Origin of the sequence: Limnobacter sp. 130 (genome assembly GCF_902506325.1) — a bacterium.
Lineage (GTDB): Bacteria > Pseudomonadota > Gammaproteobacteria > Burkholderiales > Burkholderiaceae_B > Limnobacter.
In genome coordinates this window covers 1376731-1391380 of record NZ_LR732328.1, presented here as the reverse complement: position 1 = coordinate 1391380, position 14650 = coordinate 1376731, and the positions used below count along the sequence as shown (strand labels likewise).

At 50.5% G+C, this 14650-nt stretch carries 26 protein-coding genes; all 26 read left to right on the top strand.

From position 1 onward, the window contains the following. Window positions 1–4 precede the first annotated feature (4 nt). The 26 genes from rpsC to dsbD all read left to right on the top strand — a co-directional run bounded on the left by rpsC (window position 5) and on the right by dsbD (window position 14641). Window positions 5–811 (top strand): 30S ribosomal protein S3, encoded by an 807-nt coding sequence (gene rpsC, locus FRIGORI9N_RS06645; protein WP_105028068.1) that lies wholly within the window; start codon window positions 5–7, stop codon window positions 809–811. A gap of 14 nt (window positions 812–825) precedes the next feature. Then, window positions 826–1242: a 50S ribosomal protein L16 gene (gene rplP, locus FRIGORI9N_RS06640; RefSeq protein WP_008253343.1), complete on the top strand. Its 417-nt coding sequence runs from the start codon at window positions 826–828 to the stop codon at window positions 1240–1242. A gap of 3 nt (window positions 1243–1245) precedes the next feature. Beyond that, window positions 1246–1440, top strand: coding sequence for a 50S ribosomal protein L29 (gene rpmC, locus FRIGORI9N_RS06635; protein WP_008253344.1), 195 nt, complete (start codon window positions 1246–1248; stop codon window positions 1438–1440). Then, complete coding sequence (gene rpsQ, locus FRIGORI9N_RS06630; protein ID WP_008253346.1) at window positions 1437–1709, top strand: 30S ribosomal protein S17; 273 nt, start codon at window positions 1437–1439, stop codon at window positions 1707–1709. The genes rpmC and rpsQ overlap by 4 nt, the downstream gene beginning before the upstream one ends. Window positions 1710–1817: 108 nt before the next feature. Next, window positions 1818–2186 (top strand): 50S ribosomal protein L14, encoded by a 369-nt coding sequence (rplN, locus tag FRIGORI9N_RS06625; protein WP_159569029.1) that lies wholly within the window; start codon window positions 1818–1820, stop codon window positions 2184–2186. A 7-nt stretch (window positions 2187–2193) separates the two neighbouring features. Continuing rightward, window positions 2194–2508: a 50S ribosomal protein L24 gene (gene rplX, locus FRIGORI9N_RS06620; protein ID WP_159569028.1), complete on the top strand. Its 315-nt coding sequence runs from the start codon at window positions 2194–2196 to the stop codon at window positions 2506–2508. 10 nt (window positions 2509–2518) lie between these two features. Further along, window positions 2519–3058 carry a 50S ribosomal protein L5 gene (gene rplE / locus FRIGORI9N_RS06615; RefSeq protein WP_159569027.1) on the top strand — a complete coding sequence of 180 codons (540 nt, stop codon included), beginning with the start codon at window positions 2519–2521 and terminating at the stop codon, window positions 3056–3058. Between the two features lie 8 nt (window positions 3059–3066). After that, window positions 3067–3372, top strand: coding sequence for a 30S ribosomal protein S14 (gene rpsN / locus FRIGORI9N_RS06610; protein ID WP_105028071.1), 306 nt, complete (start codon window positions 3067–3069; stop codon window positions 3370–3372). 12 nt (window positions 3373–3384) lie between these two features. After that, entirely contained in the window at window positions 3385–3780 is a 396-nt protein-coding gene (gene rpsH / locus FRIGORI9N_RS06605; protein WP_138516976.1) for a 30S ribosomal protein S8, read from the top strand. Window positions 3781–3793: 13 nt separating this feature from the next. Then, on the top strand, window positions 3794–4327 hold the full coding sequence (gene rplF, locus FRIGORI9N_RS06600) for a 50S ribosomal protein L6 (RefSeq protein ID WP_159569026.1): 534 nt from the start codon (window positions 3794–3796) through the stop codon (window positions 4325–4327). A gap of 18 nt (window positions 4328–4345) precedes the next feature. Further along, complete coding sequence (rplR, locus tag FRIGORI9N_RS06595) at window positions 4346–4708, top strand: 50S ribosomal protein L18 (protein ID WP_159569025.1); 363 nt, start codon at window positions 4346–4348, stop codon at window positions 4706–4708. A gap of 9 nt (window positions 4709–4717) precedes the next feature. Beyond that, window positions 4718–5242 carry a 30S ribosomal protein S5 gene (gene rpsE, locus FRIGORI9N_RS06590; RefSeq protein ID WP_008249411.1) on the top strand — a complete coding sequence of 175 codons (525 nt, stop codon included), beginning with the start codon at window positions 4718–4720 and terminating at the stop codon, window positions 5240–5242. 2 nt (window positions 5243–5244) lie between these two features. Beyond that, the gene (gene rpmD / locus FRIGORI9N_RS06585; RefSeq protein ID WP_130557594.1) at window positions 5245–5427 is read left to right on the top strand and encodes a 50S ribosomal protein L30; all 183 of its coding nucleotides are present in this window, start codon (window positions 5245–5247) and stop codon (window positions 5425–5427) included. Next, a complete protein-coding gene (rplO, locus tag FRIGORI9N_RS06580; RefSeq protein ID WP_159569024.1) occupies window positions 5427–5861 on the top strand; it encodes a 50S ribosomal protein L15 in 435 nt (144 codons plus the stop codon). Before rpmD ends, rplO begins: the two co-directional genes overlap by 1 nt. A gap of 11 nt (window positions 5862–5872) precedes the next feature. Next, window positions 5873–7201, top strand: a complete 1329-nt coding sequence (gene secY, locus FRIGORI9N_RS06575) for a preprotein translocase subunit SecY (RefSeq protein ID WP_159569023.1) — start codon at window positions 5873–5875, stop codon at window positions 7199–7201. A gap of 3 nt (window positions 7202–7204) precedes the next feature. Continuing rightward, the gene (infA, locus tag FRIGORI9N_RS06570) at window positions 7205–7423 is read left to right on the top strand and encodes a translation initiation factor IF-1 (protein WP_008249415.1); all 219 of its coding nucleotides are present in this window, start codon (window positions 7205–7207) and stop codon (window positions 7421–7423) included. Window positions 7424–7447: 24 nt separating this feature from the next. After that, window positions 7448–7561: a 50S ribosomal protein L36 gene (gene rpmJ / locus FRIGORI9N_RS06565; protein WP_008249416.1), complete on the top strand. Its 114-nt coding sequence runs from the start codon at window positions 7448–7450 to the stop codon at window positions 7559–7561. Between the two features lie 15 nt (window positions 7562–7576). Beyond that, window positions 7577–7942, top strand: a complete 366-nt coding sequence (rpsM, locus tag FRIGORI9N_RS06560; RefSeq protein WP_008249417.1) for a 30S ribosomal protein S13 — start codon at window positions 7577–7579, stop codon at window positions 7940–7942. Window positions 7943–7969: 27 nt separating this feature from the next. Continuing rightward, window positions 7970–8365: a 30S ribosomal protein S11 gene (gene rpsK, locus FRIGORI9N_RS06555; protein ID WP_159569022.1), complete on the top strand. Its 396-nt coding sequence runs from the start codon at window positions 7970–7972 to the stop codon at window positions 8363–8365. Window positions 8366–8440: 75 nt separating this feature from the next. Beyond that, entirely contained in the window at window positions 8441–9064 is a 624-nt protein-coding gene (gene rpsD, locus FRIGORI9N_RS06550) for a 30S ribosomal protein S4 (RefSeq protein ID WP_159569021.1), read from the top strand. Between the two features lie 71 nt (window positions 9065–9135). Beyond that, entirely contained in the window at window positions 9136–10116 is a 981-nt protein-coding gene (gene rpoA, locus FRIGORI9N_RS06545) for a DNA-directed RNA polymerase subunit alpha (RefSeq protein ID WP_008249422.1), read from the top strand. 33 nt (window positions 10117–10149) lie between these two features. Continuing rightward, window positions 10150–10548: a 50S ribosomal protein L17 gene (rplQ, locus tag FRIGORI9N_RS06540; RefSeq protein WP_008249425.1), complete on the top strand. Its 399-nt coding sequence runs from the start codon at window positions 10150–10152 to the stop codon at window positions 10546–10548. 168 nt (window positions 10549–10716) lie between these two features. Beyond that, a complete protein-coding gene (locus FRIGORI9N_RS06535) occupies window positions 10717–11646 on the top strand; it encodes an ATP-binding cassette domain-containing protein (protein WP_159569020.1) in 930 nt (309 codons plus the stop codon). Next, window positions 11639–12406, top strand: coding sequence for an ABC transporter permease (locus tag FRIGORI9N_RS06530; protein WP_159569019.1), 768 nt, complete (start codon window positions 11639–11641; stop codon window positions 12404–12406). Before FRIGORI9N_RS06535 ends, FRIGORI9N_RS06530 begins: the two co-directional genes overlap by 8 nt. Then, window positions 12403–12747: a divalent-cation tolerance protein CutA gene (gene cutA / locus FRIGORI9N_RS06525; RefSeq protein WP_159569018.1), complete on the top strand. Its 345-nt coding sequence runs from the start codon at window positions 12403–12405 to the stop codon at window positions 12745–12747. The genes FRIGORI9N_RS06530 and cutA overlap by 4 nt, the downstream gene beginning before the upstream one ends. Further along, window positions 12740–14641, top strand: coding sequence for a protein-disulfide reductase DsbD (gene dsbD, locus FRIGORI9N_RS06520; RefSeq protein ID WP_159569017.1), 1902 nt, complete (start codon window positions 12740–12742; stop codon window positions 14639–14641). Before cutA ends, dsbD begins: the two co-directional genes overlap by 8 nt. Window positions 14642–14650: the final 9 nt, after the last annotated feature.

The window sequence follows — 14650 nt, the reverse complement described above, 5'->3', positions numbered from 1 at the left end:
TTACATGGGTCAGAAGATTAACCCTACGGGCTTTCGCCTCGCGGTATCACGCAACTGGGCTTCTCGCTGGTACGCATCGAATCGTGATTTCTCCAAGATGCTTCTTGAGGACATCCAGGTTCGTGATTTCTTGAAGAAGAAGTTGAAGAATGCGTCAGTTGGTCGTGTTCTTATCGAGCGTCCCGCCAAGAATGCGCGCGTCACAATCTATTCGGCACGTCCGGGCGTTGTGATCGGCAAGAAAGGCGAAGACATCGAATTGTTGAAGGCCAGTTTGCAGAAATTGGTTGGCGTGCCTGTTCACGTGAATATCGAAGAAGTTCGCAAGCCTGAAATTGACGCGCAGTTGATTGCTGATGGTATTTCCCAGCAGCTTGAGCGCCGTATCATGTTCCGTCGTGCAATGAAGCGCGCGATGCAAAACGCGATGCGCATGGGTGCCCAGGGCATCAAGATCATGTCTTCAGGCCGACTGAACGGTATCGAAATCGCGCGTACTGAATGGTACCGTGAAGGTCGTGTGCCTTTGCATACACTGCGCGCTGATATTGATTACGCTACAAGCGAAGCCGCAACAACCTACGGCATTATCGGTATCAAGGTCTGGGTATACAAAGGCGATACATTGGGTCGCGGTGATGTTGCCGCTGCACCAGTTGAAGCCGAAAAGGAAGAGCGTCGTCCTCGTCGTCCTTCCACACGTCCAGCCGGGGCCGGTGCGCGCAAGGCGCGTAAACCCGAAGGTGCTAGCGCAGCAGCTAGTGGTTCAAACAAAGAGGAAGGCGCTGCCAGCACTTCCTCAGAACAGTAATCTAGGAGCGCATGATGTTACAGCCATCACGTCGCAAATATAGAAAAGAACACAAAGGCCGCAATACTGGTCTGGCCACTCGTGGCGCAAGTGTTTCTTTTGGTGTTTACGGTCTGAAGTCTACTGGTCGCGGTCGTTTGACGGCACGCCAGATCGAATCAGCTCGTCGAGCCATGGTTCGTCACATTAAACGTGGCGGTAAGATTTGGATTCGCGTGTTTCCGGACAAGCCAATTACCAACAAGCCTGCGGAAGTTCGTATGGGTAACGGTAAAGGTAGCGTTGAGTTTTACGTGGCTGAAATTCAGCCCGGTAAGGTGCTCTACGAGATGGACGGTGTGAGTGAAGAGTTGGCGCGTGAGGCTTTCCGCCTGGCGGCTGCCAAGTTGCCTCTTCCTTGCGTGTTCGTTACACGTCAAATTGGGAGTTAAGCAATGAAAGCTTCTGAATTGCGCGGCAAAAGCGCTGCAGAATTGACTAAAGAGTTGGAAGAGTTGTTGCGTGCACAGTTTTCGCTGCGCATGCAGGCTGCTACGCAGCAGCTGACCAACAACTCCCAGTTGGCAAAAGTACGTAAAGACATCGCTCGTGTTAAAACAGTGATGACTCAATCGAAGAGGTCCGCATGAGCACCGAAGCGAAAGTTAGTTTGAAACGTACCCTGGTGGGGCGCGTTGTAAGTGACAAGATGACCAAGTCAGTAGTTGTGATGGTTGAAAATCGTATCAAGCATCCAATTTATGGCAAGTACATCGTTAAGTCACACAAATACACTGCTCACGATGAAAGCAATGAAGTCGGAGAGGGTGATTTGGTTGAGATCTGCGAAGGTCGTCCAATTTCCAAGACAAAATCTTGGAGTGTGACCAAAGTGTTGGAGAAAGCGAAAATCATTTGATTTTTGTCTTGCTCAAGTAATTCAAGCCTGCTAATATAGCAGGCTATCTTTTCAACCCTTGCGGGACCAAAACTGGTTGCGAAAGCGATTAAGTTGGTTTGACAATCCATGATACAAATGCAATCACGGCTAGATGTGGCCGACAACACGGGTGCGCGTTCTGTAATGTGCATCAAGGTCCTTGGTGGTTCCAAGCGCCGCTATGCGGGCATTGGTGACATCATCAAGGTGTCCATTAAAGATGCGGCCCCACGCGGTCGCGTCAAGAAAGGCGAGATTTACAACGCTGTGGTCGTACGCACGGCCAAGGGTGTTCGTCGCCCGGATGGTGCGTTGATTAAGTTCGACGGCAACGCAGCGGTTTTGTTGAATGCAAAACTTGAACCCATCGGTACCCGTATTTTTGGCCCAGTGACACGCGAACTTCGTAATGAAAAGTTCATGAAAATCGTGTCGTTGGCACCAGAAGTTCTGTGAGGTAAATATGAACAAAATTCGCAAAGGCGATGAAGTGCTGGTTCTTAACGGCAAGTTCAAGGGAAAGAAAGGCGTTGTGCTTTCCCGTGTGAATGACGAGTACCTCTTGGTAGAGGGTGTCAATATCGTTAAGAAGCATCAAAAGCCAAATCCTATGAAGGGAGATGTTGGTGGTGTTGTTGACAAGACAATGCCCATTCACCAGTCCAATGTCAGCTTGTTTGACAAAGAGACAGGTAAGCCATCTCGTGTAGCCATCAAGCAGATGGATGGCAAGTCCGTGCGAGTACTGGTGAAAACCGGCGCTCAGTTGGCAAACTAAGGGGGCCGTCGTGTCACGTTTTCAAGAGTTTTATAGAAGCGAAGTGGTTGGTCAGTTGACCAAGCAGTTTGGTTACAAGTCGGTAATGGAAGTGCCTCGCATCACCAAAATCACGCTGAACATGGGCGTTGGTGAGGCGGTCAATGACAAGAAAATCATTGAGCACGCCGTTGGTGATCTGACAAAAATCGCTGGCCAGAAGCCAGTGGTTACAAAAGCCAAGAAGGCGATTGCGGGTTTCAAGATTCGTGAGGGTTATCCAGTTGGTTGTATGGTGACTTTGCGTGGCGACCGCATGTATGAATTCCTGGATCGTTTGGTAACGATCGCGTTCCCTCGTGTGCGCGATTTCCGTGGTGTGTCCGGCAAGTCGTTTGATGGGCGCGGTAACTACAACATCGGTATCAAAGAGCAAATTATTTTCCCTGAGATTGAGTACGACAAAATCGACGCACTTCGGGGTCTCAACATCAGCGTAACTACGACAGCGCGTACCAACGACGAAGCCAAGGCTTTGTTGACCGCTTTCAAGTTCCCGTTCCGTAACTGAGGTGTGACGTGGCAAAACTAGCTTTGATTAATCGTGAGAAAAAGCGCGCAGCCCTGGTCAAGAAGTATTCGGCCAAGCGTGAGGCTTTGAACAAGATTGTAAAAGATCAGTCGGTCAGTGAAGCAGACCGCTATGAGGCACGTCTTAAGTTGCAGGCGCTGCCAAGAAACGCGAACCCAACTCGTCAGCGTAACCGCTGCGAATTGACTGGTCGTCCCCGCGGCACATTCCGTTTGTTCGGTTTGGCCCGTAACAAGATCCGTGAAATTGCCATGCGTGGTGAGATTCCTGGAATCACTAAGGCAAGTTGGTAAGGGGTTCTAATTATGAGTATGAGTGATCCAATCGCCGACATGTTGACCCGCATTCGCAATGCTCAGGGTGTTGACAAGGTTTCGGTTGAGATGCCTTCCTCAAAAGTGAAGGTAGCTATTGCGCAGGTTCTTAAAGATGAAGGTTACATTGAGAGTTTCTCAATTGTAGGTGAGTCGGCAAAGCCTGTATTGAAAATCGAGTTGAAATATTATGCTGGTCGCCCTGTGATTGAAAAAATCGAGCGCGTTTCAAAGCCAGGTTTGCGTATTTACAAAGGTAAAGACGACATTCCTCAGGTGATGAATGGCTTGGGCGTGGCAATCGTTTCAACTTCCAAAGGCGTGATGACTGATCGCAAAGCCCGTACCACTGGTATCGGCGGCGAAGTTATCTGCTACGTGGCTTAAAAGGGGTAGTGAAATGTCAAGAGTAGCAAAAGCTCCCATTTCTGTACCTTCAAGTGTGCAGGTTACTGTGAATGGACAGGTTGTATCAGTGAAAGGCGGTAGTGCCGAGTTGAAGCTGAATGTCAATTCTCTGGTGATGCCAGTGTTTGAAAATGGTGTGCTGTCTGTGAAGCCAGTTGTGGATACAACTGACGCGAATGCACAGGCGGGTACTGCCCGCGCATTGTTGGCGAATATGGTCAACGGTGTTAGCAAAGGTTTTGAACGCAAATTGCAACTGGTTGGCGTGGGTTACAAAGCTGCAGTTCAGGGTGATTCAATCAACCTGGCGCTCGGTTTCTCTCACCCGGTTGTTCACAAGCTGCCCGCCGGCGTGAAGGCTGAAACGCCAACGCCTACAGAGATCATCTTGAAGGGTGCCGACAAACAAGTGATTGGTCAAACTGCCGCTGAAATCCGCGCATATCGTCCACCAGAGCCTTACAAGGGCAAGGGTGTACGTTATTCGGATGAGCGTGTGGTTATCAAAGAGACCAAGAAGAAATAAGGCGCCAAGAGGTAAATCATGGAAACTAAACAAGAAGCACGTGCCCGTCGTGCAAAACAAACCAGACGTCGTATCGCACTTGCTCGTGCGACCCGTTTGTGTGTGTTCCGTACCAACTCCCACATTTATGCAGCGGTTCACTCTGCAGATGGTGGCAAAGTGTTGGCAGCTGCGTCTACCAATGACAAAGATCTGCGCGCTGAATTGGGCGGCAAGTCCGGTTCCAACAAGGCCGCTGCTGCATTGGTTGGGGCTGCTATCGCCAAGCGCGCTTTAGCCGCAGGTGTCAGCGAAGTTGCTTTTGACCGTTCAGGCTTTGCCTACCATGGTCGCGTTAAAGAACTGGCTGACGCTGCGCGTGAAGCTGGCTTGAAATTCTAAGGAGTGATCATGGCAAGAATGCAAGGTAAAAATGCCGCGCCTGAAGCGCGTGATGACGGCCTGAAAGAAAAAATGATCGCGGTAAACCGCGTGACCAAGGTTGTTAAGGGTGGTCGTATCCTCGGCTTCGCAGCATTGACCGTAGTGGGCGATGGTGATGGTAGCGTGGGTATGGGTAAAGGCAAGTCTCGTGAGGTTCCTGTAGCTGTTCAGAAGGCTATGGAACAGGCTCGCCGCCAAATGGAAAAAGTATCACTACGTGATGGTTCCATCCACCACATTGTGTACGGTCAGCATGGCGCCTCCAAGGTGTTCCTGGCTCCAGCGCAAGAAGGTACCGGTATTATCGCGGGTGGCCCAATGCGTGCCGTTCTTGAAGTTGTGGGCGTTCGTAATATTGTGGCGAAAAGCCACGGTTCATCGAACCCGTACAACCTGGTACGTGCAACCCTGGATGCTTTGGGCAAGTTGCAAACCCCAGCTGAGATTGCCGCCAAGCGCGGTTTGTCAGTTGAAAAGTTATTTGAGGCTTAATCATGAGCGGATCTGTAAAAGTTACGTTGGTTAAGAGCATTATCGGGACCAAAGAAACTCATCGCGCAACCGTGCGTGGTTTGGGTCTGCGTCGTATAAACCATAGCCGAGTGCTGGTTGATACACCCGAAGTGCGTGGAATGATTAACAAGGTGTCCTACCTGTTGAAAGTTGAGGCTGCATAATGGAACTGAATACACTTGCACCTGCACCAGGCAGTAAGTTCAACCGCAAGCGTGTGGGCCGTGGTATTGGCTCTGGCTGGGGTAAAACTGCTGGCCGTGGTCACAAAGGTCAGAAGTCACGCAGTGGTGGTTTTCACAAGGTCGGTTTTGAAGGCGGTCAGATGCCGATGCACCGTCGCTTGCCCAAGCGTGGTTTCTCTTCACGTACTGCAGCGTTCAATGCTCAAATTCGTTTGACAGACTTGGATACATTGGCTGTTGATACCGTGGATATCCTGACGTTGAAGCAGGCTGGTCTTGTGCCAGCCCAGACTTTGGCTGTGAAGGTGATTCTGGCTGGAGAGATCAAGCGTGCTGTTGTACTCAACGGCATTAAGGCAACGAAAGGCGCAGCAGAGGCCATCGCGGCAGCTGGCGGCACCATTAACGCTTAAGAGAGCATCGCGTGGCCTTTAATCCATCTACATTGGCGTCATCCAACAAATTTGCTGATCTGCGCAAGCGCTTGGTATTTTTGTTGTTGGCTCTGATTGTGTATCGTATTGGCGCACACATTCCAGTACCTGGGATTGATCCTACTCAACTAAAGCAGTTGTTTGATAGCCAGCAAGGCGGAATCTTGGGCATGTTCAACATGTTCTCAGGTGGTGCGCTTTCGCGTTTCACAGTTTTCGCTCTGGGTATCATGCCGTACATTTCGGCTTCGATTGTCATGCAGCTTGCCAGCGTGGTTGTACCTCAGCTAGAGGCTTTGAAAAAGGAAGGTGAAGCGGGTCGTCGCAAGATTACCCAATACACACGCTACGGCACCTTTTTCCTTGCCACTTTCCAGGCGATCGGTATTTCGGTGGCCTTGGAGTCTCAGGCTGGGTTGGTAATTGATCCAGGAATGGCATTTCGCTTTACAACTGCTGTTTCTTTGGTCACTGGCACCATGTTTTTGATGTGGTTGGGTGAGCAGATCACCGAACGCGGATTGGGTAACGGAATTTCAATCTTGATCTTTGCGGGTATTGCGGCGGGCTTGCCTGGTGCAATTGGCGGTTTGTTCGAGCTGGTTAGAACTGGTGCGATGAACTCCTTGATTGCCTTGATGATTGTTGTGCTGGCAGTTGCCGTGACCTACCTGGTTGTGTTCGTAGAACGTGGTCAGCGAAAAATCACAGTCAACTACGCAAAACGACAGGTCGGTAACAAGATCTATCAGGGGCAAACTTCACATCTGCCATTGAAGTTGAATATGGCTGGTGTTATTCCTCCGATTTTTGCGTCAAGCATTATCTTGTTGCCTGCAACGTTGACTAGCTGGTTTGGTTCAGGTGACGGTGCTGTGGTTGGTATCCTTAAAGAAGTGTCTCAGACATTGTCTCCAGGCCATCCTCTGTACATGCTGTTGTACGCGGCTGCGATCATTTTCTTCTGCTTTTTTTACACGGCATTGGTGTTTAACAGCAGGGAAACTGCGGACAACTTGAAGAAAAGCGGTGCATTTTTGCCGGGAATTCGTCCTGGGGAACAGACGTCACGATACATCGACAAGGTGTTGACACGTTTGACCTTGATTGGCGCGGCCTATATCACTTTGGTGTGTTTGCTGCCTGAGTTCCTGGTTTTGGGATTGAGTGTTCCGTTCTATTTTGGCGGTACATCTCTATTGATTATTGTAGTGGTTGCGATGGATTTCATGGCTCAGGTTCAGGCCTACGTGATGTCCCAGCAATACGACAGCCTCTTGAAGAAATCAAGCTTCAAGGGCTCTGGATTAACGAGGTAGTGATTGTCTAAAGACGACGTTATCCAAATGCAGGGAGAGGTAGTAGAAAACCTCCCTAACGCCACTTTTCGAGTGAAATTGGAAAATGGTCACGTGGTGCTTGGTCACATATCGGGCAAGATGCGCATGAACTATATTCGCATTCTTCCTGGTGACAAGGTGACGGTTGAGTTAACACCGTACGACTTGTCCAGAGCACGAATTGTTTTTCGAGCCAAATGAATTGGTTCTTTTTGGAGTTTCGCCATGAAAGTTCAGGCATCTGTAAAAAAGATTTGTAGAAAATGCAAAGTGATCAAGCGCAAAGGCGTTGTTCGCGTGATTTGTTCTGAGCCGCGCCACAAGCAGCGTCAAGGTTAATAAAAGGGGATTTAAATGGCTCGTATTGCCGGCATTAACATTCCAAGCCACCAGCATACCGTTATCGGTCTGACTGCTATTTTCGGCATTGGTCGTTCCACCGCCAAGAAAATTTGTGCAGTGACCTCAATTCCAGAGTCCAAGAAGGTTAAAGACCTCGACGACGCGGATTTGGAAAAGCTGCGTGACGAAGTGGGCAAGTACCTTACAGAAGGTGATCTGCGCCGTGAAGTAACCATGAACATCAAGCGTTTGATGGATTTGGGTTGCTATCGTGGTTTCCGTCACCGCAAGGGTCTGCCTGTACGTGGTCAGCGTACCCGCACGAACTCGCGTACTCGCAAGGGTCCGAAGCGTGCTGGTATCGCACTGAAGAAATAATCAGGTAATCATAGGAAGGTTAGCCAAATGGCCAAAGGAACAGCGAATAACCGCGTACGCAAGAAAGTCAAAAAGAATATTTCTGACGGTATTGCGCACGTACACGCCTCATTCAACAACACCATCATCACCATCACGGATCGTCAGGGCAATGCGCTGGCTTGGTCTACATCCGGTGCTCAGGGTTTTAAGGGCTCACGCAAGTCCACTCCCTTTGCTGCCCAGGTGGCTGCTGAAGTTGCTGGCAAGGCTGCACAGGAATGCGGTATCAAGACAGTTGAAGTGCTTATCAAAGGACCAGGCCCAGGCCGTGAGTCTAGCGTACGTGCTTTGAATGCATTGGGTATCAAAGTGACCAGTATTTCTGACATCACTCCGATCCCGCACAACGGATGTCGTCCTCCCAAGCGTCGTCGCATCTAATTTTTTAAGACCATTGTTCGTCAGATCGTTTGACGAACTGAAGCGATTTACATCGCGTAATGAAAGAGGTTTCAAGTGGCTAGATATACAGGTCCAAAATGTAAGTTGTCTCGTCGTGAAGGCACAGACTTAAGTCTGAAAAGCGCACGTCGTAGTCTCGATTCCAAGTGCAAACTTGATTCAAAGCCAGGTCAGCATGGTCGCACCTCGGGTGCTCGTACCTCTGATTACGGTCAACAATTGCGTGAAAAGCAAAAAGTGAAACGTATGTACGGTGTGCTGGAAAAGCAGTTCCGTCGTTATTTCGCAGAGGCTTCACGTCGCAAAGGCAACACTGGCGAAACATTGCTGCAGTTGCTGGAATCTCGTTTGGATAACGTGGTTTATCGCATGGGTTTTGGCTCCACTCGCGCCGAAGCACGTCAGCTGGTAAGTCACAAGGCAATTTTGGTGAATGGCAAGGCCGTAAACATTCCTTCATATGCTGTGAAGTTGAATGATGTGGTTTCCATTCGCGAAAAGTCGAAGACACAGGCGCGCATTGTTGAGTCTGTTACTTTGGCCGAACAGATGGGTTTCCCGCTGTGGGTTAATGTGGATGCCAAGAAAATGGAAGGCTCTTTCAAGAGTATTCCCGATCGCGCAGATCTCTCCCAAGAGATCAATGAAAGCTTGATCGTCGAATTGTACTCACGTTAATTTTTTAACTGATCCCAGGGATCCCCAGCCTTATCGGTGTAACGAGCCGAGGGTATTGAAAAGGATTTTGAATGTTTAATGCTAGCTTGCTGAAGCCACGTATTGTTGAGGTCGAAACAGTCGCCCCCAATAGTGCAAAAGTTGTAATGGAGCCGTTTGAGCGTGGTTATGGCCACACTCTAGGCAACGCTCTGCGTCGCGTATTGCTGTCATCCATGATCGGTTATGCACCCACTGAGGTGTCAATTGCTGGTGTGGTTCACGAATACTCGACCCTGGATGGTGTGCAGGAAGATGTAGTTGACCTGTTGTTGAACCTGAAGGGTATCGTGTTCAAGCTTGAGTCACGCGACGTTGTGACCGTGACTTTGAAGCGCGAAGTTGAGGGCGTTGTGACAGCGGGCGATATTGAGCTGCCCCATGATGTTGAAATCATCAATCCGGATCACGTGATTGCTCATTTGTCGCAAGGCGGCAAGCTGGACATGCAAATCAAAGTGGAAAAGGGTCGCGGTTACGTGCCAGGTTCAGTTCGTCGTTTTCCTGATGAGCCAAGCAAGGCAATTGGTCGCATCGTGTTGGATGCTTCATTCAGCCCGGTTAAACGTGTTTCATACGCAGTGGAAAGCGCGCGTGTAGAACAGCGTACTGATCTTGACCGTTTGGTTATGTCCATTGAAACCAATGGTGTGTTGTCGCCTGAAGAATCCATTCGTCTGGCAGCCCGCATTTTGGTGGAGCAGTTGTCTGTGTTTGCTGCGCTGGAAAATACGGCTGAGCCTGAGGTTTCTCAGCGTGCACCACAGGTTGATCCAATTCTGTTGCGCCCAGTCGATGATCTGGAACTGACAGTACGTTCAGCTAACTGCTTGAAAGCAGAAAACATTTATTACATCGGCGATCTGATTCAGCGCACGGAAAACGAGTTGTTGAAGACTCCTAACCTGGGTCGCAAATCGTTGAACGAAATCAAGGAGGTGTTGGCCGCACGCGGTTTGACACTCGGTATGAAATTGGAAAACTGGCCACCAGCCGGTCTCGATAAGCCCTGAGCTTAGCGTTTGTTAGATTGAAGGATATTTAAAATGCGTCACCGTCATGGATTGCGTAAACTAAATCGCACCAGCAGCCACCGCCTTGCAATGTTTAGAAACATGACCAACGCTTTGTTGCGTCACGAAGTGATCAAAACAACGCTGCCAAAGGCCAAAGAACTGCGCAAAATTGCAGAACCTATTATCACGATGGGTAAGTCGCCTACACTGGCCAACAAGCGTCTGGCATTCAGCCGTTTGCGTGACCGTGAAATGGTTGTGAAGCTGTTCGACGAGATTGGTCCTCGTTACGCAGCTCGTCCAGGTGGTTACATGCGCGTTCTGAAGTTTGGTTTCCGCAAGGGCGACAATGCACCAATGGCTCTTGTTGAGCTGGTGGATCGTCCAGAAACAGCGGAAATCGTAGAAATCGCTGAAGAGCAGGCCTGATTATTCAATACGGCTTGATGGGGCAACTGTGTTGCTCCGTCAAGTTCTGTTGAATATGCTTACGCTACAATCAGTTGCAAGAAAGCCGTGTTAGCTTATGCTGGCGCGGCTTTTTTGTTTTCCATGCTGGAACAGCGCGATTGTTACAGTTGTTAAGGATGTCGGTAAGTGACTGGTTCTACTGTATTGAATTTAAGCGGCGTGCGGAAAACCTATGGTGGACGCACAGTACTGAACGGGTTGGATTTTTCGCTGAGTGCTGGTGAGTGCGTTGCCTTGTTGGGCCCTAACGGCGCTGGAAAGTCGACTACGATCGCCTTGGCATTGGGCTTGGCTGAGGCCGATGTTGGTACTGTCAGTTTGCTGGGCCAGGGGCTGCCACAGAAAGGGCATATCGCTCGGCAGGAAGTGGGTGTCGTGCCGCAGTACGATGCGCTGGACCCTGACTTCACAGTGTTTGAGAACCTGTTGGTTTTTGGCCGTTACTTCGGTTTGCACGGAAGCAGATTAAGGGAGCGTGCCGAAGCTTTGTTGAGTTTTGCGCAGCTGGTTAATCGCAGAAATGATTCAGTGGCGACCTTGTCGGGTGGAATGCGCAGGCGTTTAATGCTGGCTCGTGCCCTGATTAATCAGCCCAAGGTTCTGTTTCTGGATGAACCGACCACCGGACTGGATCCGCAGGCCAAGCATGTCATTTGGGATCGTTTGGTCGATTTAAAGCGTCAGGGCATGGCAATGTTTTTGACGACCCATTATATGGATGAGGCACAGCGTCTTGCCGATCGGGTGGCGGTGCTGGACCACGGCAATATTGTTGCCTGTGACAAACCACTCACCTTGATTCGCAATGTAGTAGGGCACGCTGTACTGGAGTTGTGGGGCACGGGCGCTGCGCGTTGTGTTTCCCAGATTATGGGGTCTCACGATGCGCCGATTGAACAACGTGGTGAAACTTTTTATTTTAGAAATGAAAAGGCAGACGAGATGCTGGAGGCACTCAAGCATTCCCCACAGGCCGATGTGGATTATATTTATCGTCCGGGAAATCTGGAAGACGTGTTCTTTAGTTTGACTGGCAGGGCCTTGCGTGATGATTAATTTTCATGCGGTTTTTCATGTGTGGCGTCGAAACTTTATGGTTTGGCGAAAGCTTGCGCTTCCATCGTTGCTGGGCAATGTGGTCGACCCGGTGATGGCATTGATGGCCTTTGGTTTGGGTTTGGGCTCAATGCTGCCCGACGTCGGCGGTATGCCGTATCTTAATTATTTGGCTGTGGGGGCTGTTTGTATCAGCGCCATGAATGCACCCACATTCGAGGCTTTGTATTCTGCCTTTTCCCGTATGCACACCCAGAAAACCTGGCAAGTCATTATGAACACGCCAGTGCGTCTGCGTGAGGTGGTTTTGGGCGAGTGTACCTGGGCCGCCAGCAAAGGCTTGATTAGTACTGGTGCGATGCTTTTGATTGTGGCGCTATTGGGTATTGGCGATCTGCAGTTTTGGGTGTTGTCCTGGCTGGTGCTGATCCTGGCCTGCTTGATGTTCGCGGGATTTGGGCTTTGTATTAATGCAAGGGCACCCAGTTATGACTTCTTCATGTTCTATTTCACCCTGGTGGTCACGCCCATGACTTTTTTATCGGGTGCATTCTTTCCCAGGGCGCAGTTGCCCGAATGGTTAAGGGTGGTGGCGGACTTCATGCCTTTGTCTGTCGTGGTGGATGCCCTGAGGGGTATTTACGCTCGCGATTTCAGTTTGTTGCCGGCACTTTTGGCCCAAATGACTGTCTATGCCATGTTGGGTGTTGGGTTGGCCATGTTTTTGACTGAACGCCGGTTTAAGCGGAAAGGCGCATGAAAAATCAAGCGAAACGCTGTTGGGTGGCTTACACGACGACGGACTCAAAAGAGCGTGCGTCTTTAATGGCGCGTAGTTTGGTGGAAAAACAGTTGGTAGTTTGCGTGAATATTGTGGGGCCGGTGGAATCCGTGTACTCCTGGCAAGGCAAGGTCGAACAGACCACGGAATGGATTTTGATGATGAAGTGTTCTGAATCACAGTGTGAAGAATTGAAGATGGCTTTGCCGCGTTTGCACAGCTATGAAGTGCCGGAATTGATCATGTTTCCGATTGCTGATGGACATTCAGCTTACCTGGACTGGATTGCTGCCAGTGGAGCGGGAGTAGGGCATGAGTGAGCGAGCAATGCGTTTCATATCAATGGCGTTTTTGCTGTGCGCTGTTGTGTGGATAGGGCTTAGCCAAGCCCGAGCCAATGATTTCTTGCCTCCTGAGGAGGCTTTTCAATTCACACTGACTGTGCACGATCCTGCGTGTGTGGAAAACTGCCTGCTTGATGTTCGTGCCAAAGTGGCACCGGAGTACTACTTGTATCGGGAGCGATTTGCGCTTGAAAACCCGATGAATTTGCCTGTATTTGAATTTGTGGAGTTGCCACGTGGTGATCGCAAGTTTGATGAGTTTCTGAATCAGGAAATTGAGGCGCTTCGCGGTGAGATGGCGTTTCAGATTCGATACGGATTGGGCGATAACCCTGTGGATATGGCCAAGGCTGTAATGATTTCGCAGGGTTGTGCTGACGCTGGCTTGTGCTACCCGCCCATGACTACCCCCGTGGTTTTTCAGGAGCGAGGGTTGCTGGGTGGGGTCTTGGGTGGTGGTGTTGGTGCGTTTTTTGGCCAGAAACCTGATTCGCCGGCCGGCAACAGCAGTCAGTCGAGAGTCGGTTTGCCGGCGGATGAGGCGGGTGACTTGGCGAGCAGGCTGGCGGCACAGTCGTGGCTGGTTGTGCTCCCGGTATTTTTTGGTTTGGGTTTGTTGTTGGCATTTACACCCTGCACCTTGCCGATGTTGCCGATAGTGAGCAGCCTGGTGGTTGGACAACAGGCGGGTGGTAACAGCGAGGGCAAGGCCAGGCCGATGGCCTTGGCGTTGGTGTATGTGCTGGGTATGGCACTGACCTATGCCTTGTTGGGCGTGCTGGCTGGTCTGACTGGGCAAAGCCTGGTGATGGCCATGCAACAGCCGCCTGTGCTTTGGGCATTTGGTGGCGTGTTGGCTTTGCTGGGTGTTGCCTTGTTGATGGGTTATTCATTGCAACTGCCCGCCAGTTTTCAGGGGTGGTTACAAGAGAAAACCGGTCGCCTGAAGGGCGGGCAATTCATTCCGGTTTTGGTCATGGGTGTGTTGTCGGCATTGTTGTTGGGCCCGTGTGTAGCACCGCCATTGGCTGGGGCATTGTTGTATATCGGTCAAACCGGTGATGCGGTATTGGGTGGTGCGGCTTTGTTTCTGCTGGCCTTGGGTATGGGTTTGCCATTGGTGTTGTTTGCCGCTGGTGCAGGTGCTGCCTTGCCCAAAGCGGGTGCCTGGATGAGTTGGGTGTCGGCGGCTTTCGGTTTTGTGTTGCTGGCAGTTGCGGTGTGGACGATTACGCCGGTGACGCCGGTGTGGTTGGTGATGGCCATGTGGGCTTTGCTGGCTTGCATGACCGCCGCGGCCTTGTTTCATGGTGCAAGTAGTATGGCGACCATGGGTTCACGAGGCAAAGTAATCAGCAAGACGTTCGGCTTGTTGTTCACGCTTTTGGCTTTGATTTATCTGATGGGACTGTTTTCCGGGTCTGGAAGCTTGCTTCAGCCCCTGGCAGGCTTGAATGGGCAGCCAAGAGGGGCTGCCGAGAGCGCAGTGAGTAATTCAATCGCTGGCAAACCCGCCTTTGAAAAGGTGGCCAGTGAAGACGTTGTGACCTTGATATCCACGAGTCCGCAACCGGTCATGCTCGATTTTTACGCAGACTGGTGTGTGAGTTGTAAAGAGTTTGAGTTGTTCACCTTGACTGACGCGACGGTGAAAGAAAAGTTGAAAGGTATTCGTTTGGTTCAGGTGGATGTGACAGACAACACTGCAGGTGATCAGACTTTGTTGAAGCGATACAGTCTGTTTGGACCGCCCGCAATTTTGTTTTTTCCGGCCGGAAAGACGGAGTCAATTCACCAAGTGATTGGCTTTCAGAATGCGAAGCGATTTGACGAAACCTTGAGTCAGATCCGACCCAACCTGGGTTTGTAATTCCGACTG